The sequence below is a fragment of the uncultured Rothia sp. genome, assembly GCF_963544205.1.
Taxonomy (GTDB): domain Bacteria; phylum Actinomycetota; class Actinomycetes; order Actinomycetales; family Micrococcaceae; genus Rothia.
In genome coordinates, this window is sequence record NZ_CAUUDY010000015.1 from 1 (window position 1) to 26,194 (window position 26,194).

Here is a 26,194-nt window from a genome sequence, read left to right on the forward strand (position 1 = left end):
AGCCTCCCGTTTCCTGGACTTTAATTTTGTTGTCCAAGAAACGGGAGGCAGTTCAAGAGTATCTGAGGGGGTTTCATCATGTCTTAGAGGCTATTAGCTTGCCTTCGGTGCGGGCGCTTCTGCAGGTTCTTCTTCGGCTTCTTCTGCAGGCTCCGCTTCAGCCTTGTCAGCGGCCGGCGCATCATCCAGGCGCTGCACCACAGCGGGGCGGTCATCAAAACCGCGGCGGGAGGCGCGAACCGCCTTCGCGTCCATGGTGTACAGCTGCTCGCGGTTCGTCAGCACGACCAGGGTCATGGCGTTCAGGCAGACGCCCACAATGCACAGAATCCAGCCAATCAGCATGAACCGACCGCCGGAAAGCACCGCGCCGGAAAGCATCAGGGCAACAGAAACCAGGTACGCCGGGGAAAGCAAAAACTTCGTATTCACGACCGACCTGCCTTAGCGTGCGTTGGAGCGGGGCTTGGGGGTGCGACCCGAACGGGGACGCGTGGGCAGAACGCTCATGCGACCGGGGGCGGGGGCAACAATCGGCTGAGATTCGGTGGGCTCTTCCTCGCGGACCTCTGCAGCTTCGGAGGTTTCGGCAGGTGCGGCCTCCTGTGCGGGATGCTCACCGTACTCAGCCTGCGCTGCATCCTGCTCCGCCACCTCATGCTCAGCAGCTTCACGCTCTTCACTGCGGTGCTCCGAGCGCTCGCGGATGCGGTTCTCCATGGAGGACTCGAAGCCGTCCAGGTTGGCAACCAGTGCGGGGGTCGGGTTACCCTTCGCCTTACCCACGGACAGCACGAAGGCAAGGACGTTCAGACCCAGCGCAAGAATCAGAAGGATCCAGCCGAGCCACAGGAGCCAGGGGGTGGAGGTTCCGATCAAGAGCGCGCCGCAAAAAATCACGCCGAGGGAGGTCAGGTACGCAGGCGAAAGAGTCTTGAAATCCATGTCTACTTTCAATGTGTTTGTGAGTTTGAGAGAGCTAACGTTCGGTTCTCATTTTAGGTGATAGTTGAGGCTTAATCTGCTTCTGCCCCTGTCTATCGCCTGTGAGCTAAAGACCAGTAGGCTTTACTCGGCGGCGTAGGCAGGGGCAGAAACGTGACAATCGTGCACGGAGGCACCCGTTAGGAGTTAGGGGTTACCTCGTTAGTGACCAGGGGTGAGGCGGGAGCGTTCTCAACCACGGGGATTGCACTGGTGCTCAGGGTGCCCTGGTGCTTCTTCCAGAGGTTGTAGCGTTCCATGGCGACCGCGCCGGCGGTCATGGCGGGCAGAATGAACATGCCGGAGGAGCGGATGCTTTCTGCCTGCGCCAGGATGTCCAGCTTACGGACCACGCGGAGCACGTCGTGGGAGTCGTAACGGTCCTGGGCGGCAATGACCTCGTTCTGTGCGGCGACGAGGGCGGCGTCGCGCAGGCGCACGAAGTCGTTCCGCTTGTCCTTAATCTTCTCCATGTGCTGCTTGTATTCTTCGGGCAGCGCCTCGCTGATTTCGTCGCGGCGGGTGATGGCGGAGCACATTTCCTTCACGCGAGCGTAGGTCTCGGGGTCGGTGGTTGCCTTTGCCTCCGCCTGGAGCGCCTCGAGGGCTGCAATCTGCGCGATCTTGAGCAGTTCGGGCACGGCGGTTTCTTCTTCATGGTTAGCCTGCACGCCAAGGACCTTCACGAGCAGGGGCAGGGTCAGGCCGGGCAGCACGAGGGTGAAGAAGAGTACGGAGAGCATCATGACGATGGCGTCCTGGCGTACCTGTTCGGTGCCGTTGACCACGGGGATGGACAGGGCAAGAATCAGGGTCACGAGGCCTCGCATGCCGGACCAGGTCATGACGATAACTTCGGCGAAACTTTCGGGGGCTCCCTCGTGGATGGGGCTCTTGCGTCCTGCCAACCAGATGAGGGTGAACCAGACGAGGCGCACGAGGATGGCCACCAGCGCGACCATGGCGCCATCAGCGAAGAGGCCGGCAATACGAGAGGGATCGGCGGTGGCGATGATGCTACTTGCCTGCAGGCCGATGAGGCCGAAGGCGACACCGGTCATGAGCAGCTCAATGATCTGCCAGAAGGAGGTGGAGGAGAGGCGTTCTTCCGCTTCGAGTGCCGCCATGTACTTGGTGCTGGTGAACTGGATAGCGCCGATGACCACGGCGATAACGCCGGAGGCGTGCACGCTTTCAGCAGCGAGGTATGCACCGAAGGGAATCACGAGGGTCACGGCGTTGCTGGTGACCACGTCGTGGGCGCGCTGGCGTACATAGCCGCCGAGCCAGCCGAAGATGTAACCAATAATGACCGCCAGGATCGAGCCGAGCACGAAGTCTTTGGCAACCGAGAGCGGCTCGATGTGGTGGCCGCTGGTCATGGAGTGGATTGCGGCGTGGAAAAGAACGATTGCGATAGCGTCGTTGAAGCTACCTTCGGTCTGCAGGGTGCCGATGAGTCGTCGGGGGATGCCGACGGGCTCAGCAACTGCCTCCACGGCGACGGGGTCGGGCGGGGAGACTGCGGCACCCACAGCGAGGGCGACGGCGATGGTCATGCCGGGGACCCACCACATAGCTGCGCCAGCGATGGCAAGGGCGGAGACGGTGGTGAGCAGGACCGAGTAGAGCAGTACGGACTTCCAGCGGCGACGCAGGGTACCCCAGGAGAATTTAATGCCGATGGCCCACAGCAGTGGCGGAAGGAAGATCGGCAGGATGATGTCGCTGTCGATGGTGATGTCCGGTCGGTTGGGGATGAAGAGCGCGGCAGCGCCGAGCAGGGTCATCATGACCGGCCAGGGCAGGTTGAGTCGATCACCGACGCTGACCATGAATACGGTCGCGAGCAGGATGATGACGATAACGGAGAGGTAAAGCATTGGTCCGGTGTTGTTCCTTTCGCGCGGCTAGGATTAGTCGGCTACGTCTTTCTACTCTACCGGAGTGCTTCATGCCGTTATTTGGATATGGTGGTTCTGGGGTGTTTATTGTGGTGTTATTTACCTCTGAGCCTAATGCTTTATATGGAATATAGAGTTTTCCCCTGAATATCCTGACTTTTCAGAAGGTTATCCAGGGGAAAATTCTATATTTGGAATATAAAGCGAGGGGTGGGCGACCCTAGCGGACTACTTGGAACCGCAACCGCCAGCGCCACAACCGCAACCACTAGCGGGAGCTTCTTCCACTACCGGCTCAGGCTCGTCGTGACCGCCGCAGCAGCCACCCTTTTCTTCCTTCGGCTCATCGTGGCCACCGCAGCAGCCACCGCCGCCGTGAGAGTGACCGTGAGGCTCAGCGGGAGCTTCAGCAGAGGAACCGCATCCGCCCGAGCCGCAGCCACAACCACCAGCGGAAGGCGCCGGCTCCTCGTGGCTACCGCAACCACCCGAACCGCAACCGCATCCGCCGCCGTCAACCGAGCCGCAGGCGGAGCCGCGTGCATCGCGGTGACCCATGAGGTCCACGCCAAGGTCGGAGAGGTAGCGCAGGTAGCCTGCGAGGGCGTCGCGTCCACCGGTACCGGAGATAACGATGCCACCGTGGCGCAGAGCCTTGAGCACCTCGTTGACCATGGGCCACCGCTCAATGTCGTCGGTAATGGTGATGGCGCTGACCACGTGCATTGCGAGGGAGGTCAGCGAGCGCAGGGACTGCTCGTAGCCTTCGGGCAGGTGAATGACCTTGGAGGGTGCCGCCAGGCGCAGGATGGACAGCACTCGCATCAGCATCATGGGTACTGCGTTTTCGGGCAGCAGTACGGTCACGCCGATGGCGGAGGATTCAGCAATACGTTCGATGGTTGCCGCGAGTTCTTCGGAGTCGATGTCGCGGGAGATGTCCAGCACCTCGTAGGAGTCTACTGCGATGGAGCGGGTGCCCAGTGCGTCGGCGAGTGCTTCATCTTCGGTGTGGATCGCAATCATGTTGCGGAATTCGTTGCGGCGCACGACGGAGGCTGCCTCAATGAGGGCGAAGTCCTGGCCTTCACCGTCCACGAGGAGGGTGTGGATTTCTTCGCGGTTGAGGCCTTCGCCTGCGGTGGCGCGCTCGATTAGTTCAGAAAATGCATTGCTCATACCGAATATTAAACACCTGATTTTGGGGTGGGCGCCCGCGAGGTTTGCCTGTCTTGGCGTTTTTGGGCGGTTTAAGACGTGAATTTATGCCGAGAGCGTGGGCGGCACCCTGCTTCTACGTGTTTTGGGGTGTTTTTGGTGGTAGAAGCGCTGATGAAACGCGAAACGTTCGCTCCGGGCGCGTGAGAATCAACATTGGTTTTTGGGTTTGTACCGCGTATTTGTGGGGTTTTTGTTTGCCGTGGGGTGCATCTTGCTCACGTTACAGATTTGAACACCCTAAAATGAAAGGGTGGTACTTTCCCGTGAAAAGATTCTAGATACCGCCTACGAGGTCTTGGCGACCTACGGTTTGGCGGACCTTTCCATGCGCCGACTCGCTCAGGAGCTTCACGTGGCTCCCGGCGCCCTGTACTACCACGTGAAGAATAAGCAGCAGCTTCTGATTCTGTTGGCGGATTACATTCTGGCTCGTGCCCCGAAGTCGATGTCTGAGGAGGCCGAGCCGAATCCGGAGGCTATCCGCGCTTCGATGATTCGCCGCGGCGATACGCTGTTTTCCTTGCTCTACCCGATTCGTGAGTGCCCTGAGGTGGTGCGTTTGAGTTTGACTCTGCACCCGCGTGAGTTGAAGCCTGTGGTGGCTATGGCTCATGAGTTCCAGGCACTTGGTTTGGGTCATGCGGAAGCTCTTCGTCGTGCTCGTTTGTTGACTCATATTGCGTTGAGCCTGGTGGAGGAGTATCAGACTCTGCCGCTGATTTCTCCGCAGGAGGCTGTGGCGAGTGGCGATGTTCCTCTGATTGAGAATGCGTTTAACCGTTACCGTCAGGATCTGCTCTCTGCGATTGATTCGATGATGGTGGTGCAGGAGCCCTATACGCAGGATGCGTAATCACCTTCTTTTGGTTTATTAGTTATGTATGGCGCCCCGTGCCCCCTTTGTGGGGGTGCGGGGCTTTTGCGTGCGTTGCGTGCCTCTCCCCTGCCGCGCACTGAAATTGGTGCGGATTGGCGGCTGAGTCGATGTTCGTTGGTGCTCTGCTTTAGTCTAGAGGGGACACGTGCTTGCACTGATGCCCGTTGGGTGTCGGGTGCGGGTGGGGTGTAGTTTACGTCCTAGTGCCCTTTTCGGGGCTTGATCAGAGGTGTTCCATGTCGATGACCGCTACCGCCCAGTGGGCGGCTCTTCCGGACCATAGCGCGGAAATTGCGCGTGTGCGTGAGGAGTTTATTACCGCGTACGGTTATGAGCCGGATGGTGTGTGGTCGGCTCCTGGGCGCCTGAATCTTTTGGGCGAGTACATTGATTTTTTGGGTGGCTCGTGCCTGCCGATGCCTCTGCCGTATCGCACGTATATTGCGGGTGCGTTGCGTCGTGATGGTGTGCTGCGTGCTTCCTCGCTACAGATGCCAGGGGACGAGCGCACGGTCGTGATTCGCGATATTCAGCCGGGGCATTTGAAGGGCTGGTTCACCTATGTGGCGGGTGTTGCGTGGGCGATGAACCAGGAGGGTGGCAGGGATATTATGCTGCCCGATGAGTTCGGTGCTGACTTGCTGATTAATTCTCGTGTTCCGGTCGGTGGCGGTTTGTCGTCATCGGCGGCTTTGGAGTGTTCTACTGCGTTGGCGTTGGTGGAGCTTTCGTGCCCGGTGCGTCAGGGGTGCCCGGAGGCGGACGCTACCCCGGCTGATAGTGATGCGTTGCGTGCGCGTCTGGCTCAGGTGTGTATTACGGCTGAGAATAAGGTGGCTGGCGCGCAGACGGGTGGCCTAGATCAGACGGCGTCGTTGCGTTCGTATCCGGAGCAGGCGCTGGTGGTTGATTTCCGTGATTTTTCGATTGAGCCGGTTGCGGTGGATATTGCTCAGCATGGGCTGAGTTTTTTGGTGATTGATACGAACACTCCGCATGAGCTGACGGATGGTGGTTTTGCGGCTCGTCGTGCGGCGTCTGAGGCGTGTGCTGAGGCGCTGGGTCTGCGTTTTTTGCGTGATGCCCTACCGGAGGATTTGTGGTGTGCGGGCATGGATGCGCGCGCGGCGAAGGCGTGGCGTGCCGACCTGGTGGATTCTTCGGTGAATCGCGCCCTCGATGCGTTGGAGGATGCCGGCCGCCCCTGTACCTTCCCGCGTGGTTGGGTGCGTCATGCGTTCCACGACATGACTCTGGTGGGTCGTGCGAGCTATCTGCTGCAGCATGCTGATGAGCTGGGTTTTGCGGCGTTTGAGGAGGCGGGCCGTATTTTCACGGAGTCGTTTGTGTCGATGCGTGATGAGTTGTGTGTTTCTCGCCCAGAGATTGATGATGCGGTGCAGGTGTGCCTGGATCAGGGCGCGCTGGGCGCTCGTATTGTGGGTGGCGGTTTTGGTGGCGCGGTGATGGCGTTGATTCCGACTTCTCAGCTTGAGGCTGCTGCGGATGCGGTGGCGACCACCTATGCGGTGCGCGGCTATGCGGCGCCTCGTTTTTTGCCGATGGTTGCTGGTTTTGCGGCGTCTCATGATTGGTCGGCAGGTGCGGATCCTACGGATATTCCGGTGTTTTAGGGCTGTCGCGCTGAGCTCCGTCATAAAGCGTCGGGGTGTCATACGGGCGTATTTTTGGGGTTTGAACAATATTCATAGCTGGAAGTTTCCTGCGAGTTTCTGCAAAAATCCTCCGCCCAGCACCTCAAATAACGCGCTGATAAGCCACGATTCTTTGGTCGTTGATCAAAAGCTTCGCCTCGTTTCCTGAGAGTGGTTTTTCTTGCCTCCGCGGGTATGTACACTTATCGACGGACGCAATCCGTGAGCTGTAAAGTTTCGATGCCTATAGTCCGGCATATGGATGGCATCTACACTGGGTTCTACCGTCACATACAAACCCAGCTTTCAGATTTCGTCCTCCAAAGCATCACACTCCGATTTAGCCCGTATGGGCGAATCACCCCTCACTTCAGGTGAGGCTTTAGAGCGCGTCAGCGCAGAAAGGAGGCCCTCGTGGGCTTCGATATCAAGGGCGCCGTTGAGCAGGGCCTCGACAAGGCTCAGGAAGTCATCAACGAGAAGGCTGGCAAGGAGGTCGTCACCGACGAGCACGTTGCTAAGGTTGAAGAGGTCGTGACCGACAACGTCTCCAAGCTGACCGACAAGTTCGGTAAGTAAGACGACAGTTGCTGCGGGATTGGCGCCCCGCCTCGCCTCCTCATGAGGTAGGGCGCCAGCCCCGAGCATTTGATGGAAAGCTTTCACTCAACATCTCTCTCGAATAATGGGGCATTCTGCCCCGCCCAGGTTCTTTCATTCACCGACTCACTCGGCATATTGCTCAGCTTCTGCTACCGCCGGGTAGCCTGTGTTCACTCTTCTTTACTCTTACTCAGCACAAGTACTCGCGCTTTCTCGCGAACTGTATACGCCCCGCATCATTGGTCCGGCAACCGTGGTGTGGGGTGTATGCCGTTAAAGCGCGGGGGTCTGAGAGTGCGCCGCGGACGTTCGCCGTATGAGGGCCTCTCCCCCGCACCTACGTACTCAAGCTATGCTTGATACATCAAATGATTGTGCTGCGCCCTCGGGCAGGTTTTAGCGCCTCCTGCAGACCGCGGAGCACCCTGTTTATGGAGGAACTATGTTTGAACGTCAGCAGTCCGATCAGCAGAAGGCACGCGAGGTTATGAAGGATGGTGGCGTCGTCATTTACTGGCGCCCCGGCTGCCCTTACTGCGAGGCTCTGGATTCTAAGCTGGGCGAGCTCGGCGACCACGCTACCTGGGTGAACATTTGGGAGGACCCGCAGGCTGAGGCGCACGTGAAGTCCCTGAACGACGGCAACGCGGTTGTTCCCACCGTGGACACCGGCGACACCCACTTTGTAGTGGCTGACCTGGTGAGCCGTAACAAGGTGAAGAAGCTGATCGAGAACACCCTCAACGCCGGCGGCGAGGCCTAAGATGGCTCGCCCTGCGCTGAACCGCGATACGACGGTCTGCATCTCTCTGTCCGGTCGCCCGTCGAACCACGGCATTAAGTTCCACAACTACCTGTACGAGAAGCACGGCCTGGATTACCTGTACAAGGCGATGACCACCACCGATATTGAGGGTGCTATTGCCGGCGTGCGTGCGCTGGGTATTCGTGGCTGCTCGGTGTCGATGCCGTTCAAGCAGGCTGTTATCCCGCTGATGGACGATATGGACCACTCGGCGGCGGTCATTGGTGCGGTGAACACGATTGTGAACACTGACGGCTTCTTGAAGGCGTACAACACGGATGTGATTGCGGTGGCTTCCCTGCTGCGTTCGCATAACGTGGATCCGTCTCTGCCGTTCCTGCTGCGCGGTTCGGGTGGTATGGCGGCTGCGGTGGCTGGCGCGTTCTTTGACGCGGGCTTCTCGCAGGGCATGATTATTGCCCGCAACGAGGAGACCGGCCGCGCGCTGGCTGAGCGTTACGAGTACGCGTGGGCGCCGGAGGTGGGTAACCTGCGTGCACCGATTCTGGTGAACGTGACCCCGATTGGCATGGCTGGCGGTGAGGAGAGCGAGGAGCTGTCCTACCCCGAGGAGGCTATTGCTGAGGCGCAGGTGGTCTTTGACGTGGTGGCGATGCCCGTTGAGACCCCGCTGGTCCGTGCGGCGCGCGCGGCGGGTAAGGAAATTATTCACGGCGGCGAGGTGATTGCTCTGCAGGCTGCTGAGCAGTTCCGCCTGTACACCGGCGTGGAGCTTACCCCCGAGGAGGTTGAGGAGGCGGAGGCTCAGGCGAACTAGGTTCGCACCCGCTGTTTCTTCGCCCCGGGAGGGGCTCGATACGCAAAAGTGCCCGGAAGGTTTATTCTTCCGGGCACTTTTTGTTCTATCCGGCGCTTGGCGCCGGAATTTTTTTGTAATTACACACACCCTGGTACTTAAGGTTTTCCACATCTGTGGAGAAATCTGGGGAAAACTCTTACACCGATGTAATTCATACCGTGTGATTCGGTTGTTTTAGCCTGTATCCACAGGTTTTTAACATGCACTCACACTCGTGGAATTACACGAATGTAGTTATGCACAGTGTGGAAAACTTCTGTGGACAACTCCTCTCTACAGCGGATTTCCGCGGGTTTCAGGCTCAATAGCGGCCCTTGAACCACCGCTGCAGGCCCTGTTGCGGCGGCTCCGAAGACTCAGATGACTCGGGCTTCTTCACAAACGGGAGAATCAGGAAGGTCGCGAGCGCGCCGCCGACAAAGCCGCCGAAGTGTCCCGCGTGGGAAATATGCGGGTTGAAGAGACTCTGCACCACACCAATGCCGATGAGCAGAATAAAGAGGCGTGCAGTGTCCTTCTGCCTTCTGAGGAGCAGGATCACGAAGAACGCGCCGTAGAGACCGTACACGCCGCCTGAGGCGCCCACGGCGCCACGGTAGTAGTCGAAGATGTACACGCTGCAGCCGGCACTCACGGTAGCCGCCATATATACGAAGAGGAACTTCCACCGCCCCATCATTCGCTCGAGAGAGACACCGAAGATGAAGAGGTAAATCATGTTCCACAGCAGGTGCGTCGGATCATTTTGTGAGTGCACAAACCCGTGCGTGATGAGGCGGTAGTACTCGCCGTGGTGAACACGGGGACCCGACATCATGCCGAGGTTATACACCCAACGGAATGGAATAATCTGTTGCAGACCGTACACCACGACATTAATCAGGATGAGCGTGTACGTAATATGCCAGTGGCGCGCCAGAAACGAGCCTTTCGCCTTTGAGCTACCGCCTTTGAGGTCACGGTAGCAATCGGGGCAGACTACACCCGCGCCCTGTGCCGTCTGGCATTCGCCGCAGACAGTTCGGTTGCAGCGCCCACACTGGGCGTAGCTAACGCGGTCGGGGTGGTTGACGCAGACCGTTGGACTCTGCCCGTAGTTCATATAGTTGGGGAAGTTCTCCACTGCCTCTCCAAGGATTTTCGTGCCGGATTTTCAGGCTAGTACCTGCCGTTTTGCCATTGCTGCGGGCTCTGCTGCGGCGGATCCGAGGACTCGGGCTTCTTCACAAACGGGACGAACAGCAGGGTCAGCAGTACACCGCCGATAAAGCCACCCGCGTGGCATGCGTGGGAAATATTCGGGTTGAAGAAGCTCTGAACCACACCAATGCCGATAAGCAGCATAAAGAGGCGCGCCGTGTCCTTTTGCTTCCTAAGAAGCAGGATCACGAGGAAGGCACCGTAGAGGCCGTACACGCCGCCTGATGCGCCCGCCACGCTCGTTGAAGGAGTCAGCACGTGCACGCCGAAGGCACCAAAGACGATTGAGCCCAGGTACACCACAAGGAACTTCCAGCGCCCCATCATACGTTCGAGAGATACACCGAAGATGAAGAGGTAAATCATGTTCCACACCAGGTGCATCGGGTCGTTTTGTGAGTGCAGAAAACCGTAGCTGATGAGGCGGTAATATTCACCGTGCTGAACATAGGGCCACCACATCATGCCGTGGTTGACCATCCACCTATTCGGGATAATCTGCTGCAAACCGTACATCGCGACGTTCAGCAGAATGAGCGTGTACGTAATGTGCCAGTGGCGCGCCAGGAACGAGCCTTTCGCCTTCGAGCTGCCGCTTTTGAGTTCGCGGTAGCAGTCGGGGCAGACCATGCCCACATCCAGCGCCACCTGGCATTCGCCGCAGACGGTGCGGTTGCAGCGCTTGCACTGGGCGTAGCTAACGCGGTTGGGATGGTTGACGCAGACCGTGGGGGTCTGACCGTAGCCTGCGTAGTTGGGAAAGTTCTCCACTGAACCTCCAGGGGTTGTGTACCGGATCAACCGGGGTGGTGTGCGGGGGATGGCGCGCGTGGGCATATAAGCGCAGGGGCCCACCGGAAGAATCCTGGCGGGCCCCTGAACTATACGTGTTTTCTCAACACCTTCAGCAGAATGCTCATATGAGCCTTCTGATGGGGTTTATTAGAGCTTTTCGATGTCGATCGAGGAGATGACAACGTCCTTGACCGGGCGGTCCTGGAAGCCGGTCTCAACGCTCTCAATAGCGTCAACAACCTTCTTGGATGCCTCGTCGGTGACCTCACCGAAGATGGTGTGGCGGCCGTTCAGCCAGGGGGTCTCAACGGTGGTGATGAAGAACTGAGAACCGTTGGTGCCGGGGCCTGCGTTAGCCATTGCCAGCAGGTAGGGCTTGGAGAAGGAGAGCTCGGGGTGAATCTCGTCCTTGAACTGGTAGCCGGGGCCGCCAACGCCCATGCCCAGGGGGTCGCCACCCTGAATCATGAAGTCCTTGATGATGCGGTGGAACACGACGTCCTTGTACAGGGGGGTGTTCATGATTTCACCGGTGCGGGGGTGCTTCCACTGACGGGAGCCGTCAGCGAGGCCGATGAAGTTCTCAACAGTCAGCGGTGCGTGGTTGCCGAAGAGCTCGACGACGATGTCACCGTAGTTGGTGTGGATAGTTGCCTTAGCAGTTGCATTAGTCATGGCTCTATTGTGGCACGGGGCGGCGCTCATTCGCCATCTAACATGTTTTTTCGCCCCGGGCGCACCGTTGGGCGGGCTTTTTGGGCGGGAATTGAATATCCTGAGAGGTGAACACTACGCGCGCGGCGGCGTTTTCTGGCCGCTGGCGCATTTCAACCGATGGAGGTCACCCCATGTTCTGCTGCAAGAAGCGTAAGGCACGCAAGGCTGCTAAGGCTCAGGCTATTGTCTCTTCTCTGGCTGCTGTTGAGTCCTCGCTGGAAGGCAAGACCGCTGAGCTGTTCGCTGAGAAGCTGACCGGCAACAAGAAGGCGCTGAAGAAGGCTCGTAAGGCTACCGCGAAGACCGTTCGCGCCGCTGAGAAGGAACTGGCTCGTATTGAGCGTAACGGCGGCAAGCGCCCCCGTAAGGGTCTTGCGTTCCTGGGTCTGCTGGTTGCTCTGGGTGTTGCAGGCGCAGCAGCTTACAACGCAGCTCGTCCCGTGGAGGACCCCTGGAAGAACGCCTAAGCCGCGTTCCCGTATCTTTTTCTCTAAGGCTTTCTGAGGCGCCGCTGGCGGCGTGAGGGAGCGCTTTCTGAGGAATTTTAGCCGCCCGCTAGAGTTTCAACTCTGGTGGGCGGCTATTGTTTTGGGTGCTTTTCTCGTTTGTTGGAGGGGAAGTTGCGGCTGTAGTGCTGAATCTCCCTGATATACCCCAGACACCTGATATACCCAGACATATTCCCGGATATACAAAGAACCCCATGTCTTTCGACATGGGGTTCTCGGTTCAAAAATAAACCGGCGATGACCTACTCTCCCACACCCACAAAAGTGCAGTACCATCGGCGCGAAGAGTCTTAGCTTCTGGGTTCGGAATGGAGCCAGGCGTTTCCCTCTTGCTATAATCACCGGAAAGTGGAGGCGAGGGGACTCGAACCCCTAACCCTCTGCTTGCAAAGCAGATGCGCTACCAATTGCGCCACGCCCCCGCGGTGCTTTACTAGTCTATAACACCTTTTGCGGCTTTACCAAATCCTCAGGCACATTTTTTTAGTTAGACCCGTCACACCACCGAGGGGCTTAGGAAATAACCTCACCCGGCACCGTCGCCTCACGCTTCGAAATCGCCTGCAGGGGGCCGCTCACTTCCTGCAGATACTTACGAACCGCGGTGCGTTGCGCCTCCTTCGCGGACTCTTCCTTCGATTCCGGCGCCTTGAAGCCAAGCTTGAACGCGTCCCACTGGCTCGCCGACGGATATTCCTCACGGGCATTCCACACCAGCGAGAACGAGGCCAGGGTATTCAGCTCCTTCCTTGTGGCAGCCTTCGACAGCACATCAGCAACCGTTGCCACGCGCGAAGACTCCGCAACACTCACCGAGATTTTCGACTGCGCACCCGAAGGCAGGGTCAGCGCCTTCTCCGGAGCCAACTGAATATTCAGGTGAATCTGCTGCACCTGCTCGTTCTTCAGATCCAGCTCAGCCAGCGCACGGAAGCGCTTCATCAGGGACTCATAGTTCTCATCAATCACAACGGCGTTCAGGCGCAGCTCATCTGCCAGCAGACCCACCTGAGCGTAGCTTGCGGTGGTACCCAACGCCGCATTAGCGGTCAGCACCTTCAGCCACTGCTCTTCCTTCAGGGTCGCCGAATCACTGACGCGCAGCGGGCCCACCGGCGCATCCGTGGCGGTGTTGGCAACGTTCTGCGGGTCATTCGCCGAGTCCACGCCGCCGTAGGTGACGCTCAGCCGATGCAAAGAACCGAAGACAGACAGGTTCGTCAGAGCCGTAGCTGCCGCCGTCAAATCGGCCTGTGCAGCCTCCGTGAGGGAGAAAGAACCCACCAGACGCAGATCCTGCTCAGTACGCCCCTGACCCACATAGATACGCCCCAGCGACTCAATCTTCAGGTAGCGGGTATCAATATTCTCGCGAACCAGACGCTCACGGCGCGCCAACAGCTTCTCGTTAGAAACCACTACCGCAGCATCCTCACCCAGAACACCGGTCGCGGCAATCTGAGGCATTGCGGCAATCACCCCGGCGGCAGCAATCACGCCACCGGTCAGAAGCAGGGAACGGCGAGGAACCACGAGGCGGCGCACCTGCCCCGCGATAGCCTCTTTAGCGGCATCTACACGGGTTGAAGAGCTCTTAGCGGAGGATTCCTCAACGGCGACGGGTGCCGCCTCAGAAACGCTCTGAGAGGGTTCTTGAGTGGACGTAAGGTGAGAGTTCTCGGGTTCAGAGGTAGGTGAAGAAGACACAGATTCTCCAGTTTTAGGACGAGCACAAAGCCCGCCATTAGTTTGAGGGAGTGAGTCTCTCTAGGATACCGCCCGCACCTATGGGTGAGCTGACAACCCGCGGCGCAGCATTCGAAGGGCATAAAGAAAACCTATGGGGTGGACTTCAGTCCACCCCATAGGTCACAAGATTCATGAGAGTTTTCAACTCTCACAGCAGGCTATTTAGTCGTCCTGCGCAGCAGTAGCGTTCGGAGCCGGAATGTTAGCCGACTCAGCAGCCAACTCAGCGATACGAATCTCGCCGGTCGTCGGATCATCGTAGGTCACGTACTCGGTACCGCCAGCCGTAGGCTCAGCGTCCTCGTTCACGTGGTTCTCCGCAATCAGGAAGCCATGCGCGCCTAGAATCTTAGCGACGCGGTCAATGTCCTGCGGGGTGGGGGTATGATCCACCACGCGACGAATGTACTCGTTAATGCGCTGGTCACTCACGTACGCCTCACCACGAGCAGCGCGAGACTGCATGAGCTGGCGAACAACTTCCTGCAGCTGCTCATCGGTCAGACGCATCTTCAAAATAGCCATCACTGCCGCGCGGTCCTGCACCGGAACATCCTTGGGATACCCGACGCTCAGCCAGTCGATTACTCGAGAGATCATGCTCTTATCAGGCATCGAGCCCCTCCTTCGAAGCAGTCATCATATGCAATTTAGTGTTCACGGGATTAGTGGCCTCCACCGGTTACGCCGAAGATATTCCAGCCGAAAGTGTGGTCGATAAAGTCCTTAGCGACCCAGAGAATACCGATGATTACGATTGCTACGATAATAGCAAAAATGCAGAATGCGGCAATCTTCGCCACCGTTCCCGGAGGCTCAATTTCAACGAGCTTACCGTCCGCAGTGTACTCGGTACGTCCAGCCATCATACGCAGGCCCAGCGCGTAGAGCGCCGGAAGGCCCGCACCAAAGAACAAGCCGGCAATCAGCACCGGAATAACCTTGTTCACAATGTCCATCAGATATTCCACGGCTACGAACCTGCCTTCTGAGTAGCAAGAGTCTGATCTGCGGATGCGTCAGCGCTGGTGACTGCAGCGCCTTCCTTTTCATCCCAGTCGCCAGTCACGTTCGAAGCGTCAATGTTGTCCTTCTGGGAGTGACGCCACATCAGGAAGCAGAAGATCACCAGCAGAGCAAACACGGTCATTTCGCCAATGAACTGGGTGCCGGTCAGAGCGTTCAGGCCGTGACCGATCAGCCAGGTCAGAGCACCCACAATCGCGGCAGCCGGCAGGGTAATCAGCCAAGCAACCACCATGCGGCCAGCAACAGACCAGCGAACCTCAGCACCCTTACGACCCAGGCCACTACCCAGGATCGAGCCGGACGCCACGTGAGTGGTCGACAGAGCCATACCGAAGTGAGAAGAGGTCAGAATAATCGCAGCGGATGCACCGTCAGCAGCAACGCCCTGCGGGGTATCCACCTCGACGATGCCCTTACCGAGGGTGCGGATAATGCGCCAACCACCCAGGTAAGTACCCAGAGCAATCGCGAGCGCACAGCTAGCCTTCACCCAGAAGGGGATTGCGTCATCGTTGCTCAGGGTACCCGAAGCAACCAGAGCCAGGAAGATCACGCCCATGGTCTTCTGCGCATCGTTGGTACCGTGCGCCAGAGACATCAGGGACGCGGTCGCAACCTGTCCCTTGCGGAAGCCACCGTGCTTACGATCATCAGCCACCGGAGCAGCGATACGGTAGACCAGCCAGGTGCCGGTTGCCGCCACAATAGCCGCAATAACGGGGGAGAGGACCGCGGGAACAATAATCTTGGACAGAACGCCCATCCACTGCACGCCGTCGAAGCCGATAGCGACAATAGCCGAACCAATCAGGCCACCGAACAGAGCGTGAGAAGAGGAGGAGGGCAGACCCAGAAGCCAGGTCAAAACGTTCCAGAGGATGCCGCCCACCAGGCCAGTAAAGACGATAAGCATCAGCGCCGGGCCATCCGTTGTTACATCGATACGGTCCAGGTTCACGATGCCGCTACCGACCGAACGGGCCACCTCAACAGAGAGGAACGCGCCAACGAGGTTCAGGGACGCAGACAACGCCACGGCGGTCTTAGGCTTCAGCGCACCGGTCGCAATGGAGGTTGCCATCGCGTTACCGGTGTCGTGGAAGCCATTCGTAAAGTCGAAGGCGAGCGCGGTAAGCACCACGATCACGAGAATAATGAGTTCTGTAGTCACAAGAAAATTATCTGTCGGTTTTCGTGAAATCTAAAGTATTCCGAATTAACACGAAATAACAGATAAACCCACAGTATTGAGCGGGTTTTCGTGAGGGTTTTATACTAGAGCCCATATTTAGAGGGCATCACTCCCGATATTCCGCGGGAAAAAGGGTGCACCCACCGGAATGCTTAAGTTGGTTTATGTGGCTTATACGAGAGTGTGGGGGAGAGGGGCAATTATATCCATCAAGAGGCTAAAGTGTGTTCACCAAGTGTTCACTTTCAGGAACCTCCCAGCTTTCTTTTTGTGACACACCTTTATTATTCAGACCTCATTTGACCCTTCAAACTACTCACGCCGGGTAACCGTGTGGGTTTTCCGCAGTACCACATGTCCTAGCGCCACGCACCCTAGCACCGCATACCCCAGACATGAAAAGAATCGAATCCAGTCCATCAACCCACGGCACACGCAGCACATCAGCTTCGCGAAGTATTCACACCAATTCCTCCGCATCACCTCAGCGGATACAACAATTTCGGCAGATGCAACAAAAGACCCCGCATCTTTCGATACGGGGTCCTTTTCAAAAATAAACCGGCAACGACCTACTCTCCCACACCCACAAAAGTGCAGTACCATCGGCGCGAAGAGTCTTAGCTTCTGGGTTCGGAATGGAGCCAGGCGTTTCCCTCTTGCTATAATCACCGGAAAGTGGAGGCGAGGGGACTCGAACCCCTAACCCTCTGCTTGCAAAGCAGATGCGCTACCAATTGCGCCACGCCCCCGTCTCAGCGGAAACCACTGTTTAGTTATTTTTCCAAGCCTTTACAACTTCATTGCTCTGGTACTTTTTCAAGACCATCGCAGCGACACACGAAAAAACAACAAGAATCAATAATTTCTTCATTATTGCCTTTCATAGTGTGGAGTGGGCGTACCAAGAATCGAACTTGGGACCTCTTCGTTATCAGCGAAGCGCTCTAACCGTCTGAGCTATACGCCCTCCTTCTGCGGAATTTCTTCCGTAGAACGAGATATAACTATACAGGTGTTTGAGGGTAACACCAAATCGAAAAAGCATGTTCTGCATCACATTTACTGTTGCGGGGTTCCTAGGCATACAGAACGGGCGGCACCACCTCCATCCAGAGGGGCACCGCCCGCACACAAAGCTAAAAAAGCTACAAACTAGGACTCATCGCTCAGAGTCAAGGTCACGCCACCAACCAGCTTCGCAGCCAGGTTGTACAGAATCGCGCCAATCATACCCAGCAGAGTAAAGACCACAGTGTTGACCACAGCAAAAATAGTAGTCACCAAAGCAACCTGACCCAGCGAAATCATCTGCGAAATATCCACAGTGGTCGAACCGGTACCCAGCGAGCTAATCAGCTGATTCACACCGGTAAACGCACCAGAAGCCTGCAGGAACAGCCACAGAATCACCGAAGCCACCACAGTCACAATACCCAGGGCAATCGACAGCAGGAAGATCAGCTTCGCCACCGACCAGGTATCAACCTTCTGAACCACCAGACGCGCACGACGAATCTTCGAACGAGGCGCAGGACGCACCAGCTGACGGCGCGAACCAGTAGGACGCTTAGCGTTCACAGGGCGCTTGCCAGCAGGACGCTTAGCGGTACCGCCAGGACGACCCTGACCCGAACGTGCCTGAGCCGGGCGACGCGCGCCAGCCTTAGCCGCACCCGAAGACTTAGATGCACCAGCCGACGCCGAACGCTGTGCCGACGCAGGAGAGGAGCTCGCGGGAGTGCTGCTCATTAGTTACCTCCAGTAGCGGTGAGATCGGCAGCCGCCGCTTCACCCTCGTTGTCCGAACCGGGCGCCTCAGAAGACTCCGAAGCCTCGGTGTTCTCAGTGGTTTCATCGTCGCTATCATCCAGCTGACGATCCTGGTTGCGTGCAACACCAATAATAGAATCGCCCTTACCGGGCTTTGCAAAGATAACACCCATAGTATCGCGTCCCTTCGCAGGAACCTCATTCACATTCGAACGAACGACCTTGCCGCTGGCCATAACCACCAGCACCTCGTCCTCTTCGTCCGCAATGAGGCCACCCACCAGGGCGCCACGATCCTCAACTAGCTTAGCAACCTTAATGCCGAAACCGTTACGGCCCTGCACGCGGTACTCATCCACGCTCGTACGCTTCGCGTAACCGCCCTCAGTGACCACGAAGACGAAAGAGCCCTCAGTAACCACATTCGCAGAAATCAGCTCGTCGCCCTCACGGAACTTCATACCGGTCACACCCGAGGTCGAACGACCCATCGGGCGCAACGACGCATCATCAGCGTGGAAACGCAACGACATACCGTTACGCGACACCAGCAGAATATCGTCCTTCGCCGAGACAGTGAACGCCGAAACAACCTCATCACCCTCACGCAGGTTAATCGCAATCAGGCCGGCAGTACGGTTCGTATCGTAATCGCTCAGGCGGCTCTTCTTCACCATGCCGCCGCGAGTAGCAAGCACCAGGTACTCAGCATCGTCGTAGCTCTTCAGCTCCATGACCTGAGCAATATGCTCACCACCCTGGAACTCCAGCAGGTTCGCAATATGTTGGCCCTTCGCATCGCGGCCAGCTTCCTGCAGCTCATAACCCTTCGCGCGGTACACGCGACCCAGGTTCGTGAAGAACAGAATCCAGCTGTGCGTGGTCGTCACAAAGAAGTGCTCCACCACGTCATCACCGCGCAGCGAGGCACCCTTAATGCCCTTACCGCCGCGGTGCTGGCTACGGTACTGATCACTGCGGGTGCGCTTAATGTAGCCGCCGCGAGTAATCGTTACCACGACCTCCTCCTCAGGGATGAGGTCTTCCATCGACATATCGCCGTTGTAGCCGTACATAATCTGGGTGCGACGCTCATCGCCGTAGCGGTTCACAATCTCGCCCAGCTCCTCAGAGATAATCTCGCGCTGGCGAGTCTCCGAAGCAATAATCGCGTTGTACTCAGCGATCATGCGCATCAGCTCATCGTGGCGATCCTGAATCTTCTGACGCTCCAGAGCGGCAAGACGACGCAGCTGCATGTTCAGAATTGCCTGAGCCTGAGCCTCATCAATCTGCAGGAACTCCATCAGGCCGCTACGCGCCTCATCAGCGGTGGGGGAGCGGCGGATCAGGGCGATAACCTCATCCAGAGCATCCAGAGCCTTCAGCAGGCCGCGCAGGATGTGTGCTTCTTCCTCCGCCTGACGCAGACGGTAACGGGTACGACGAACGATAACGTCCATCTGGTGATCCACCCAGTGACGCACAAACGCATCCAGGGACAGAGTGCGCGGCACGCCATCAACAATGGCGAGCATGTTCGCGGAGAAGTTCTCCTGCAGCTGGGTGTGCTTGTACAGGTTGTTCAGCACAACCTTCGGGGAAGCATCACGCTTCAGAACAATCACCAGGCGCTGACCGGTACGACCCGAGGTCTCATCGCGCAAATCCGCAATGCCGGTGACCTTACCGTCCTTGATGAGCTCAGCAATCTTAATCGCCAGGTTATCCGGGTTCGCCTGGTACGGCAGCTCGGTCACCACCAGGCAGGTGCGACCGTGGATTTCCTCCACGTTGACCACTGCGCGCATGGTGATGGAGCCGCGGCCGGTGCGGTACGCATCCTCAATGCCCTTGGTGCCCAGAATCTGTGCACCGGTCGGGAAGTCCGGGCCCTTAATGCGCGCCATCAGAGCGTTCAGCAGCTCCTCATTGGTCGCGTGCGGGTTCTTCAGGAACCACTCCACACCCTCAGCAACCTCACGCAGGTTGTGCGGCGGGATATTGGTCGCCATACCCACAGCAATACCCGAAGAACCGTTAACCAGCAGGTTCGGGATGCGCGCGGGCAGAACGGTCGGCTCCAGGGACTTACCGTCGTAGTTGGGCTGGAAATCAACGGTGTCCTCGTTGATGTCGCGCACCATCTCCAGGGCGATGGGCGCCATCTTGGTCTCGGTGTATCGAGGCGCCGCGGCACCGTCGTTACCGGGAGAACCGAAGTTACCCTGGCCCAGAGCCAGCGGGTAACGCATAATCCAGCTCTGAATCAGACGCACCAGAGTGTCGTAGATAGCGCTATCGCCGTGGGGGTGGAACTGACCCATCACGTCGCCGACCACACGGGCGCACTTGTTGAAGGCGCGGTCCGGGCGGTAGCCACCGTCGTACATCGCGTAAATCACGCGGCGGTGCACGGGCTTCAGACCGTCACGCACATCCGGCAGGGCTCGACCGATAATAACGGCCATTGCGTAGTCCAGGTAGGAACGCTGCATCTCAGTCTGCAGGTCCACCTGTTCAATGTGACCGTGGTAGTCTACGCTTTCCGCGCCACCATTGCTGACAACCTCAGCTTTGGTAGTCTCATTCTGGTGTTCTTCGCTCATAACTTTCTCATTACTTCATATCTCGATCAACATATGCCCCAGTCTGCATATTGCCTATGAGGCATATGCCGTTTCAGGCTAGATATCGAGGAATCGAATGTCCTTTGCGTTCTGCTGGATAAACTCACGACGAGCCTCAACGTCCTCACCCATCAGAACAGAGAAGATCTGGTCAGCCGCTGCCGCATCCTCCATCTTCACCTGAAGCAGGGTACGACGAGCCGGATCCATAGTGGTGTCCCACAGCTCGGTGTAATCCATCTCGCCTAGACCCTTGTAACGCTGAATGCCGTTGTCCTTAGGCAGACGCAGGTTCTTCGCTGCGCCACGAGCCAGAGCCTCATCACGCTCAGCATCCGAGTACACGTAGTCGTGCGGAGCGTTCGACCACTTGATGCGGTACAGCGGCGGCTGAGCCAGGTACACGTAGCCAGCCTCAATCAGCGGACGCATAAAGCGGAAGAGCAGAGTCAACAGCAGGGTCGTAATGTGCTGACCGTCGACGTCCGCATCCGCCATCAGAACAATCTTGTGGTAGCGTGCCTTCTCAATATCGAAGTCGTCACCAATGCCGGTACCGAAAGCGGTAATCATCGCCTGAATTTCAGCGTTGGACAGGGCACGGTCCAGGCGAGCGCGCTCAACGTTCAGGATCTTACCGCGCAGCGGCAGAATAGCCTGAGTGTTCGGGTCACGGCCCTGCACCGCCGAGCCACCCGCAGAGTCACCCTCCACCAGGTAAATCTCAGAGATCGACGGATCCTTCGAGGAGCAGTCCTTGAGCTTACCGGGCATGGAGCTGGTCTCCAGCAGGCCCTTACGGCGGGTGGTCTCGCGTGCCTTACGAGCTGCAATACGCGCCTGAGCGGCGGTGATTGCACGGCGAACGATGTCCTTCGCCACCGCGGGGTTACGACCGAACCAGTCGCTGAGGTGATCGTTCACCTCACGCTGAGTGAAGGACTTCGCCTCCGAGTTACCCAGCTTGGTCTTGGTCTGACCCTCGAACTGCGGCTCAGAAATCTTAATCGAGATGACCGCGGTCAGGCCCTCACGCACGTCTTCACCGGTGAGGTTATCGTCCTTATCGCGTAGCAGCTTGTTCTCACGCGCGTAACGGTTCACCAGGGAGGTCAGAGCGGCGCGGAAACCCTCTTCGTGGGTACCACCCTCGTGGGTGTTAATCGTGTTCGCGTACGAGTAGACGGACTCCTTGTACGCACCGGTCCACTGCATTGCCACTTCCAGGCTCATGTTGCGGTCGGCATCTTCGGACTCGAAGGAGACGATCTCCTCGTTCACAATGGTCTTCGCGCCAGCGTTGAGGAAGTGCACGTAGTCGAACAGGCCGTTGTCGTAACGGTAGGTGACGGTCGTGTAACCCTCAGCGTTCGCACGCACGCGGTTGAGAATATTTTCCTTCTCCTCTTCGGCCACCTCGTCACCGGTGAACTTCTCACGCTCATCAGTCAGGGTGATGGTCAGACCCTTGTTCAGGAACGCCATCTGCTGGAAGCGGGCGCGCAGAGTCTCAAAGTCGAACTCGACGGTCTCGAAAATCTCCGGATCCGGGTAGAAAGTCTGAATGGTACCGGTCTTATCGGAGGGCTCACCGCGACGCAGGGGGCCGTCCGGCACGCCACCGTTGGAGAAGGAAATATGCCACGCGTAGCCCTGGCGGTGCACCTCGGTAATCACGCGGGTAGACAGCGCGTTCACCACGGAAATACCCACACCGTGCAGACCACCGGAGACCGAGTAACCGCCACCGCCGAACTTACCACCAGCGTGCAGCACGGTCATAACAACCTCAACGGTGGACTTGTGCTCGGTGGGGTGCTCATCCACGGGAATGCCGCGGCCGTCGTCCTCTACGCGAACAGCGCCGTCAGCCTGAATGGTCACGTCAATTTTGGAGGCGTAACCGGCGAGCGCTTCGTCGACCGAGTTATCTACGACCTCGTAGACCAGGTGGTGCAGACCGCGTTCAGTGGTCGAGCCAATGTACATGCCGGGGCGCTTGCGAACCGCTTCCAGACCTTCCAGCACGGTAATATCGGATGCACCGTATTCATGCTGCTGTTCAGATGCATTCTGTTCAGATGCCACGAGGCAGAACTCCTTGAGTAGATGATGCAACCGGCGAAGAAGAACTGCGGGCAGCTCAGAGGGGAGCCTAGAACACCTCACGAAGGGCACCAGAAAGTGCCTGCACAACCCGCGTTGCCGGTGGTGCCCATAGGTGGGCACACTTTACGCATTGTCTCTTTTATTTTACCGAGCAAGAGAGCATAAAACCATCTACATACGTCACATATTGAGCTTTTTTGGGTACTACCACCCGCTCAAAAGCCCGCAAAGGCGGTTTAGAGTGCTTCAACCCCCTCTCGAGGTGGGGGGTACGGTTCACCACTTCGTGGGGGTTGCCGGCGATTCTAAAGCTTTCATAGCGTGCAGAAAATCATGAAGTGCAGAAAAGGGGCATGTTTTATGCAACGTGCCCCAATGTCTCTGTTTCCTGTCGGCGGCAATGCGATGCAGTGACGCGATGCGCTCACCGGGATGCGCCTACCCGTAGGTATCGCGAACTCCGCGCATGCCGGTGGCACGGCGATAGCCTCGCTGGCTCCAGCGCCCGTTATTCGGACCCAGTACACGGACCTGAGCCACTACACCCTCGCCCAGTTCCCGGCGAAAAAGCTCGATGAGGTGACCGTGCATCAGGCGCAGCTGCGTGGTCCAGGCGGTAGAGTCACACTGAACTTCAACAATGGAGTTTTCAAAGCTGATCGGGCGGGTGTGTGCGGCAATTTCCGGACCGACCAGCTCAGCCCAGCGAGCCAGCACGCTGGAGACAGCCACGGGCTCTTTCCAGCCACGAGAACGAATCAGGGCACTGACAATGCCACCGAGGGGTTTAGGGTCGCGAGAGCTCTCCCCGGGGCCACTATAGCCGCCCATAACACGGGGATCCCAGCCCTGCGCTCGCCGCGATTTCTTCTTCGAGGCGGTACCGGACATGACCGCACCGAAATCGCGCATGATTTTATTCGCAGAGAAGGCGTTGAGAGGCGCTTCGCCACGTTCCTGAGCCGCCACGCGCATACGGGTCAGTAGGGCGGAGGGAGCATCCACCTCGTCGCAGTAGAACTCGCCCACGCTATCAACCTCGCGCGGGTTTTGCGGCTCCGCAAACTCGTCGAATGTTTCACGTGAAACATGGTTTTGAGGGTGGGCGGGGTTACTCATCGCCGCCACCTTCCGCGAGCGCCGATGCAGTCGACCCCTCGCTATCTGCAGTAGCAACGGCAGGCTGTGCATACTCGGCATGACCCGCCGTCACCGACACCAGGCGATAGTCACCTAGCTCCTCCGGAATATCACTCAGCACCGCGCAGGTAATAAGCACCTGCTCCGCATCAGCAACCATCGCACCCAGGCGGTGGCGGCGCGCAGAATCCAGCTCCGCAAACACATCATCAAGAATCAGAATCGGCGAAGAACCCGCCGAGGAATCATCCTCAACATGCACAAACCAGGACGCCAGCTTCAGCGCCAGAGCAAAAGACCAGCTCTCGCCGTGCGACGCGAAATGCTTCACCGGCATGCCGCCCAGCAGCAGAGTAATATCCTCACGATGCGGACCCACCAGAGTCACGCCGCGCTCAATCTCATCGCTCCGACGCTCCGCAAAACCGCGCATCAAAGCCTCCTTGAGGTCTTCAACGCGCATCAGTGCCGCGTGCTCAATCGAGCGCTCGCCCATGCTCGAAAAAACAGTCGACTCATAGTTGAAACCGACTTCCTTTGAGCCGTCCGTCAGCCCCGCGTAGGCGCGGCGAAGCTGCGGCAAAAAGCGCTGCAGCAGGCGAAAACGCGCAGAAAGAAGCTGAGCGCCCAGGGTCGATAGCTGTTCATCCCAAACCGCCAGGGTACTCAAAGCGTTCTCGTCCCGAGCCTTACGCTGCATGGATTTCAGCAGCGAATTGCGCTGACGCAAAATCCGCTCATACTCGCTACGGTACCCGGCAACCACCGGACGCAAAGAGGTCGCCAGCTCATCCACAAAACGGCGACGACCCGCCGGATCGCCCTTCACCAGTTGCAAATCCTCCGGGGAGAACAGCACTGTGCGGGCAATACCCAGCGCCTCCTTGGCACGCACCGGCGCGGCACGATTAATGCGCACGCGGTTACTCTGCCCCGGAGCAATCTCAAACTCAGTCACCGTCTGCTGCGAACCGCGCACCGTACGGGTGCGAATATAGGCGCGCGAAGCACCCATCCGCACCAGCGGCCCGTCATGGCTCACGCGGTGCGAAGACAGAGACGCCGCATAGTCAATCGCCTCAACAATATTGGTTTTACCCACACCATTAGAGCCCAGAAAAACCGTGACCCCCGCCGAAAGAGGCAGGCTCAGCAGAGCGTAGGTGCGGTAATCCAACAACGAAATATGGTCGATATACACCGGTGCAGCTCCTTTCGTGCGGTTCCGTGCGGTTCGGTTGGGGGATGGGTGCGGGCGGGCAGAAAGCACAGCCCCGCGGGCTTCCTTGGGCAGAACCTTGGGAGGCGCGCGGGGCGGCTAGCTACTAGTTCGAGGGCAGGCGAACCGGCATCAGCAGGTAACGGTAGTTACGGTCGTCCTCAGCCAGCGGCTCGTCCTGACCGGAAATCACGGCGGGCTTCGGCGCATCCGTGAAGGAGAAACGCACAAACTCGGTACCGAACACCTTCAAACCATCCGACAGGTATGCGGGGTTGTACGCAACGGTGATGTCTTCACCGGACAGGTGCGCCTGCAGGGTCTCAGAAGCCTGAGCCTCATCACCGCGGCCGGCATCAATAGCGACCGAACCCTGGGTGAACTTCAGACGCAGGGGAGTGTTACGCTCCGCCACGAGGGAGATACGACGAGCTGCCTCAGCCAAGTCGGAGGTGCGAACCACCGCGTGAATCGGGGTCTGCTCGGGGAACAGCGCACGAATGTTGGGGTAGTCGCCGTCCATCAGGACGCTGGTGGTGCGGCGGGTACCCGCAGCGAAACCGATCAGTTCGCCGGCTGCGGGCAGAGCAATAGACAGCTCACCGGAACCGGAGAGGGTGCTACCCACCTCGGAGACGGTCTTAGCCTTCAGCAGCACAGCCGCCTGAACCTCGGGGTTGACCGGGTTCCACTTGATCTCGCGCATAGCCAGGCGGTAGCGGTCGGTGGCGAGCAGGGTCATGGTGTCACCGTTGATTTCCACGCGGATACCGGTCAGCAGAGGCAGAGTCTCATCCTTGGACACCGCAATCTGAACCTGCTTGACGGCCTCAGCAAATTCGGCGCCGTCCACGGTACCGGAAATTTCGGGCAGTTCGGGGAGCTCCGGGTAATCCACGACCGGCATGCCGGCGAGCTGGAAGTTAGCGGAACGGCAGTGAATACGAATCACGGACTCATCTGCTGTGAACTCGACGGGTGCATTCGGCAGGGAGCGGCAAATTTCAGCCAGGATCTTGCCGGGAACCAGGCAAACGCCTTCTGCTTCAACGTCAGCTGCGATGACCTGGCGGGCGCTGGTCTCGTGATCGAAGCTTGCGATGCTGACCTCACCTGCGGAGGCGGTAATCAGCAGACCGTTGAGTACGGGGGAGGTGGGACGCAGCGGAAGTGAGCGTGCCGTCCAGCCGACTGCTTCGGCAAGGACATCGCGTTCAACGGTGAATTTCATCGAGAAGGCGCCTTTCACGGAATTGGAGAGTT

At 58.2% G+C, this 26,194-nt stretch carries 23 protein-coding genes, 3 tRNA genes and 2 rRNA genes; 6 read left to right on the plus strand and 22 right to left on the minus strand.

Annotation, left to right across the window (positions count from 1 at the left end; genetic code table 11):
* Positions 1–93: 93 nt before the first annotated feature.
* The 4 genes from RWZ58_RS07295 to RWZ58_RS07310 form a co-directional block, all read right to left on the minus strand.
* Positions 94–432: an ATPase gene (locus RWZ58_RS07295; RefSeq protein ID WP_314658177.1), complete on the minus strand. Its 339-nt coding sequence runs from the start codon at positions 430–432 to the stop codon at positions 94–96.
* 12 nt (positions 433–444) lie between these two features.
* A complete protein-coding gene (locus RWZ58_RS07300; RefSeq protein ID WP_314658178.1) occupies positions 445–945 on the minus strand; it encodes a hypothetical protein in 501 nt (166 codons plus the stop codon).
* A 179-nt stretch (positions 946–1,124) separates the two neighbouring features.
* A complete protein-coding gene (locus RWZ58_RS07305) occupies positions 1,125–2,867 on the minus strand; it encodes a sodium:proton antiporter (RefSeq protein ID WP_314658179.1) in 1,743 nt (580 codons plus the stop codon).
* Between the two features lie 249 nt (positions 2,868–3,116).
* On the minus strand, positions 3,117–4,067 hold the full coding sequence (locus RWZ58_RS07310; RefSeq protein WP_314658180.1) for a biotin synthase: 951 nt from the start codon (positions 4,065–4,067) through the stop codon (positions 3,117–3,119).
* A gap of 292 nt (positions 4,068–4,359) precedes the next feature.
* Between RWZ58_RS07310 and RWZ58_RS07315 the strand changes: the two genes are divergently transcribed.
* The 5 genes from RWZ58_RS07315 to RWZ58_RS07335 all read left to right on the plus strand — a co-directional run bounded on the left by RWZ58_RS07315 (position 4,360) and on the right by RWZ58_RS07335 (position 8,827).
* Positions 4,360–4,962 carry a TetR/AcrR family transcriptional regulator gene (locus tag RWZ58_RS07315; RefSeq protein ID WP_012902649.1) on the plus strand — a complete coding sequence of 201 codons (603 nt, stop codon included), beginning with the start codon at positions 4,360–4,362 and terminating at the stop codon, positions 4,960–4,962.
* Positions 4,963–5,222: 260 nt separating this feature from the next.
* Positions 5,223–6,620, plus strand: a complete 1,398-nt coding sequence (locus RWZ58_RS07320) for a galactokinase family protein (protein WP_314658181.1) — start codon at positions 5,223–5,225, stop codon at positions 6,618–6,620.
* Between the two features lie 435 nt (positions 6,621–7,055).
* Entirely contained in the window at positions 7,056–7,220 is a 165-nt protein-coding gene (locus RWZ58_RS07325) for a ribosome recycling factor (RefSeq protein WP_314658182.1), read from the plus strand.
* 466 nt (positions 7,221–7,686) lie between these two features.
* On the plus strand, positions 7,687–8,007 hold the full coding sequence (locus RWZ58_RS07330) for a glutaredoxin domain-containing protein (protein ID WP_294632352.1): 321 nt from the start codon (positions 7,687–7,689) through the stop codon (positions 8,005–8,007).
* A 1-nt stretch (position 8,008) separates the two neighbouring features.
* Positions 8,009–8,827, plus strand: a complete 819-nt coding sequence (locus RWZ58_RS07335; RefSeq protein WP_314658184.1) for a shikimate 5-dehydrogenase — start codon at positions 8,009–8,011, stop codon at positions 8,825–8,827.
* Between the two features lie 343 nt (positions 8,828–9,170).
* Here RWZ58_RS07335 and RWZ58_RS07340 read toward each other — a convergent pair whose 3' ends face one another.
* From RWZ58_RS07340 to RWZ58_RS07350, 3 genes are all read right to left on the minus strand, one after another.
* Positions 9,171–9,992: a rhomboid family intramembrane serine protease gene (locus RWZ58_RS07340; protein ID WP_314658185.1), complete on the minus strand. Its 822-nt coding sequence runs from the start codon at positions 9,990–9,992 to the stop codon at positions 9,171–9,173.
* Positions 9,993–10,027: 35 nt separating this feature from the next.
* Positions 10,028–10,840, minus strand: coding sequence for a rhomboid family intramembrane serine protease (locus RWZ58_RS07345; protein WP_314658188.1), 813 nt, complete (start codon positions 10,838–10,840; stop codon positions 10,028–10,030).
* A 171-nt stretch (positions 10,841–11,011) separates the two neighbouring features.
* Positions 11,012–11,539 carry a peptidylprolyl isomerase gene (locus tag RWZ58_RS07350; protein ID WP_049352247.1) on the minus strand — a complete coding sequence of 176 codons (528 nt, stop codon included), beginning with the start codon at positions 11,537–11,539 and terminating at the stop codon, positions 11,012–11,014.
* A 173-nt stretch (positions 11,540–11,712) separates the two neighbouring features.
* On the opposite strand from RWZ58_RS07350, the gene RWZ58_RS07355 reads away from it, so the two are divergent.
* Entirely contained in the window at positions 11,713–12,048 is a 336-nt protein-coding gene (locus RWZ58_RS07355; protein ID WP_314658189.1) for a hypothetical protein, read from the plus strand.
* 271 nt (positions 12,049–12,319) lie between these two features.
* On the opposite strand, the gene rrf (RWZ58_RS07360) is transcribed toward RWZ58_RS07355, so the two are convergent.
* The 15 genes from rrf (RWZ58_RS07360) to dnaN all read right to left on the minus strand — a co-directional run bounded on the left by rrf (RWZ58_RS07360) (position 12,320) and on the right by dnaN (position 26,162).
* Positions 12,320–12,436, minus strand: a 5S ribosomal RNA gene (gene rrf, locus RWZ58_RS07360).
* Positions 12,437–12,439: 3 nt separating this feature from the next.
* Positions 12,440–12,512 (minus strand) — tRNA-Ala (locus RWZ58_RS07365).
* Positions 12,513–12,603: 91 nt separating this feature from the next.
* Complete coding sequence (locus tag RWZ58_RS07370) at positions 12,604–13,797, minus strand: acetamidase (protein ID WP_314658190.1); 1,194 nt, start codon at positions 13,795–13,797, stop codon at positions 12,604–12,606.
* Between the two features lie 204 nt (positions 13,798–14,001).
* Positions 14,002–14,454 carry a DUF3349 domain-containing protein gene (locus RWZ58_RS07375; RefSeq protein WP_012902638.1) on the minus strand — a complete coding sequence of 151 codons (453 nt, stop codon included), beginning with the start codon at positions 14,452–14,454 and terminating at the stop codon, positions 14,002–14,004.
* 50 nt (positions 14,455–14,504) lie between these two features.
* Positions 14,505–14,798: a hypothetical protein gene (locus tag RWZ58_RS07380; protein WP_314658192.1), complete on the minus strand. Its 294-nt coding sequence runs from the start codon at positions 14,796–14,798 to the stop codon at positions 14,505–14,507.
* 14 nt (positions 14,799–14,812) lie between these two features.
* Positions 14,813–16,039 carry an anion permease gene (locus tag RWZ58_RS07385; protein ID WP_314658194.1) on the minus strand — a complete coding sequence of 409 codons (1,227 nt, stop codon included), beginning with the start codon at positions 16,037–16,039 and terminating at the stop codon, positions 14,813–14,815.
* Between the two features lie 580 nt (positions 16,040–16,619).
* Positions 16,620–16,736, minus strand: a 5S ribosomal RNA gene (rrf, locus tag RWZ58_RS07390).
* A gap of 3 nt (positions 16,737–16,739) precedes the next feature.
* Positions 16,740–16,812: transfer RNA gene (locus RWZ58_RS07395), tRNA-Ala, on the minus strand.
* Between the two features lie 144 nt (positions 16,813–16,956).
* Positions 16,957–17,030 (minus strand) — tRNA-Ile (locus RWZ58_RS07400).
* Positions 17,031–17,215: 185 nt separating this feature from the next.
* Positions 17,216–17,812 carry a DUF3566 domain-containing protein gene (locus RWZ58_RS07405; RefSeq protein WP_070630113.1) on the minus strand — a complete coding sequence of 199 codons (597 nt, stop codon included), beginning with the start codon at positions 17,810–17,812 and terminating at the stop codon, positions 17,216–17,218.
* Positions 17,812–20,442: a DNA gyrase subunit A gene (gyrA, locus tag RWZ58_RS07410; RefSeq protein ID WP_314658197.1), complete on the minus strand. Its 2,631-nt coding sequence runs from the start codon at positions 20,440–20,442 to the stop codon at positions 17,812–17,814. The genes RWZ58_RS07405 and gyrA overlap by 1 nt, the downstream gene beginning before the upstream one ends.
* Positions 20,443–20,520: 78 nt before the next feature.
* Positions 20,521–22,551 carry a DNA topoisomerase (ATP-hydrolyzing) subunit B gene (gene gyrB, locus RWZ58_RS07415; RefSeq protein WP_314658199.1) on the minus strand — a complete coding sequence of 677 codons (2,031 nt, stop codon included), beginning with the start codon at positions 22,549–22,551 and terminating at the stop codon, positions 20,521–20,523.
* A 459-nt stretch (positions 22,552–23,010) separates the two neighbouring features.
* Positions 23,011–23,691: a DciA family protein gene (locus RWZ58_RS07420; protein WP_314658200.1), complete on the minus strand. Its 681-nt coding sequence runs from the start codon at positions 23,689–23,691 to the stop codon at positions 23,011–23,013.
* A complete protein-coding gene (gene recF, locus RWZ58_RS07425; protein ID WP_314658201.1) occupies positions 23,684–24,913 on the minus strand; it encodes a DNA replication/repair protein RecF in 1,230 nt (409 codons plus the stop codon). The genes RWZ58_RS07420 and recF overlap by 8 nt, the downstream gene beginning before the upstream one ends.
* A gap of 124 nt (positions 24,914–25,037) precedes the next feature.
* On the minus strand, positions 25,038–26,162 hold the full coding sequence (gene dnaN / locus RWZ58_RS07430; protein ID WP_070832493.1) for a DNA polymerase III subunit beta: 1,125 nt from the start codon (positions 26,160–26,162) through the stop codon (positions 25,038–25,040).
* Between the last annotated feature and the right edge of the window lie 32 nt (positions 26,163–26,194).

Excerpts from the sequence above, each read along its gene's own strand:
- RWZ58_RS07375 (WP_012902638.1), bottom strand. The coding sequence starts at position 14,454 with ATGCCTGATAAGAGCATGATCTCTCGAGTAATCGACTGGCTGAGCGTC.
- RWZ58_RS07300 (WP_314658178.1), bottom strand. The coding sequence starts at position 945 with ATGGATTTCAAGACTCTTTCGCCTGCGTACCTGACCTCCCTCGGCGTG.
- RWZ58_RS07350 (WP_049352247.1), bottom strand. The coding sequence starts at position 11,539 with ATGACTAATGCAACTGCTAAGGCAACTATCCACACCAACTACGGTGAC.
- RWZ58_RS07355 (WP_314658189.1), top strand. The coding sequence starts at position 11,713 with ATGTTCTGCTGCAAGAAGCGTAAGGCACGCAAGGCTGCTAAGGCTCAG.
- RWZ58_RS07305 (WP_314658179.1), bottom strand. The coding sequence starts at position 2,867 with ATGCTTTACCTCTCCGTTATCGTCATCATCCTGCTCGCGACCGTATTC.
- dnaN (WP_070832493.1), bottom strand. The coding sequence starts at position 26,162 with ATGAAATTCACCGTTGAACGCGATGTCCTTGCCGAAGCAGTCGGCTGG.
- RWZ58_RS07330 (WP_294632352.1), top strand. The coding sequence starts at position 7,687 with ATGTTTGAACGTCAGCAGTCCGATCAGCAGAAGGCACGCGAGGTTATG.
- RWZ58_RS07420 (WP_314658200.1), bottom strand. The coding sequence starts at position 23,691 with ATGAGTAACCCCGCCCACCCTCAAAACCATGTTTCACGTGAAACATTC.
- RWZ58_RS07405 (WP_070630113.1), bottom strand. The coding sequence starts at position 17,812 with ATGAGCAGCACTCCCGCGAGCTCCTCTCCTGCGTCGGCACAGCGTTCG.
- RWZ58_RS07310 (WP_314658180.1), bottom strand. The coding sequence starts at position 4,067 with ATGAGCAATGCATTTTCTGAACTAATCGAGCGCGCCACCGCAGGCGAA.
- RWZ58_RS07380 (WP_314658192.1), bottom strand. The coding sequence starts at position 14,798 with ATGGACATTGTGAACAAGGTTATTCCGGTGCTGATTGCCGGCTTGTTC.
- RWZ58_RS07335 (WP_314658184.1), top strand. The coding sequence starts at position 8,009 with ATGGCTCGCCCTGCGCTGAACCGCGATACGACGGTCTGCATCTCTCTG.
- gyrA (WP_314658197.1), bottom strand. The coding sequence starts at position 20,442 with ATGAGCGAAGAACACCAGAATGAGACTACCAAAGCTGAGGTTGTCAGC.
- RWZ58_RS07320 (WP_314658181.1), top strand. The coding sequence starts at position 5,223 with ATGTCGATGACCGCTACCGCCCAGTGGGCGGCTCTTCCGGACCATAGC.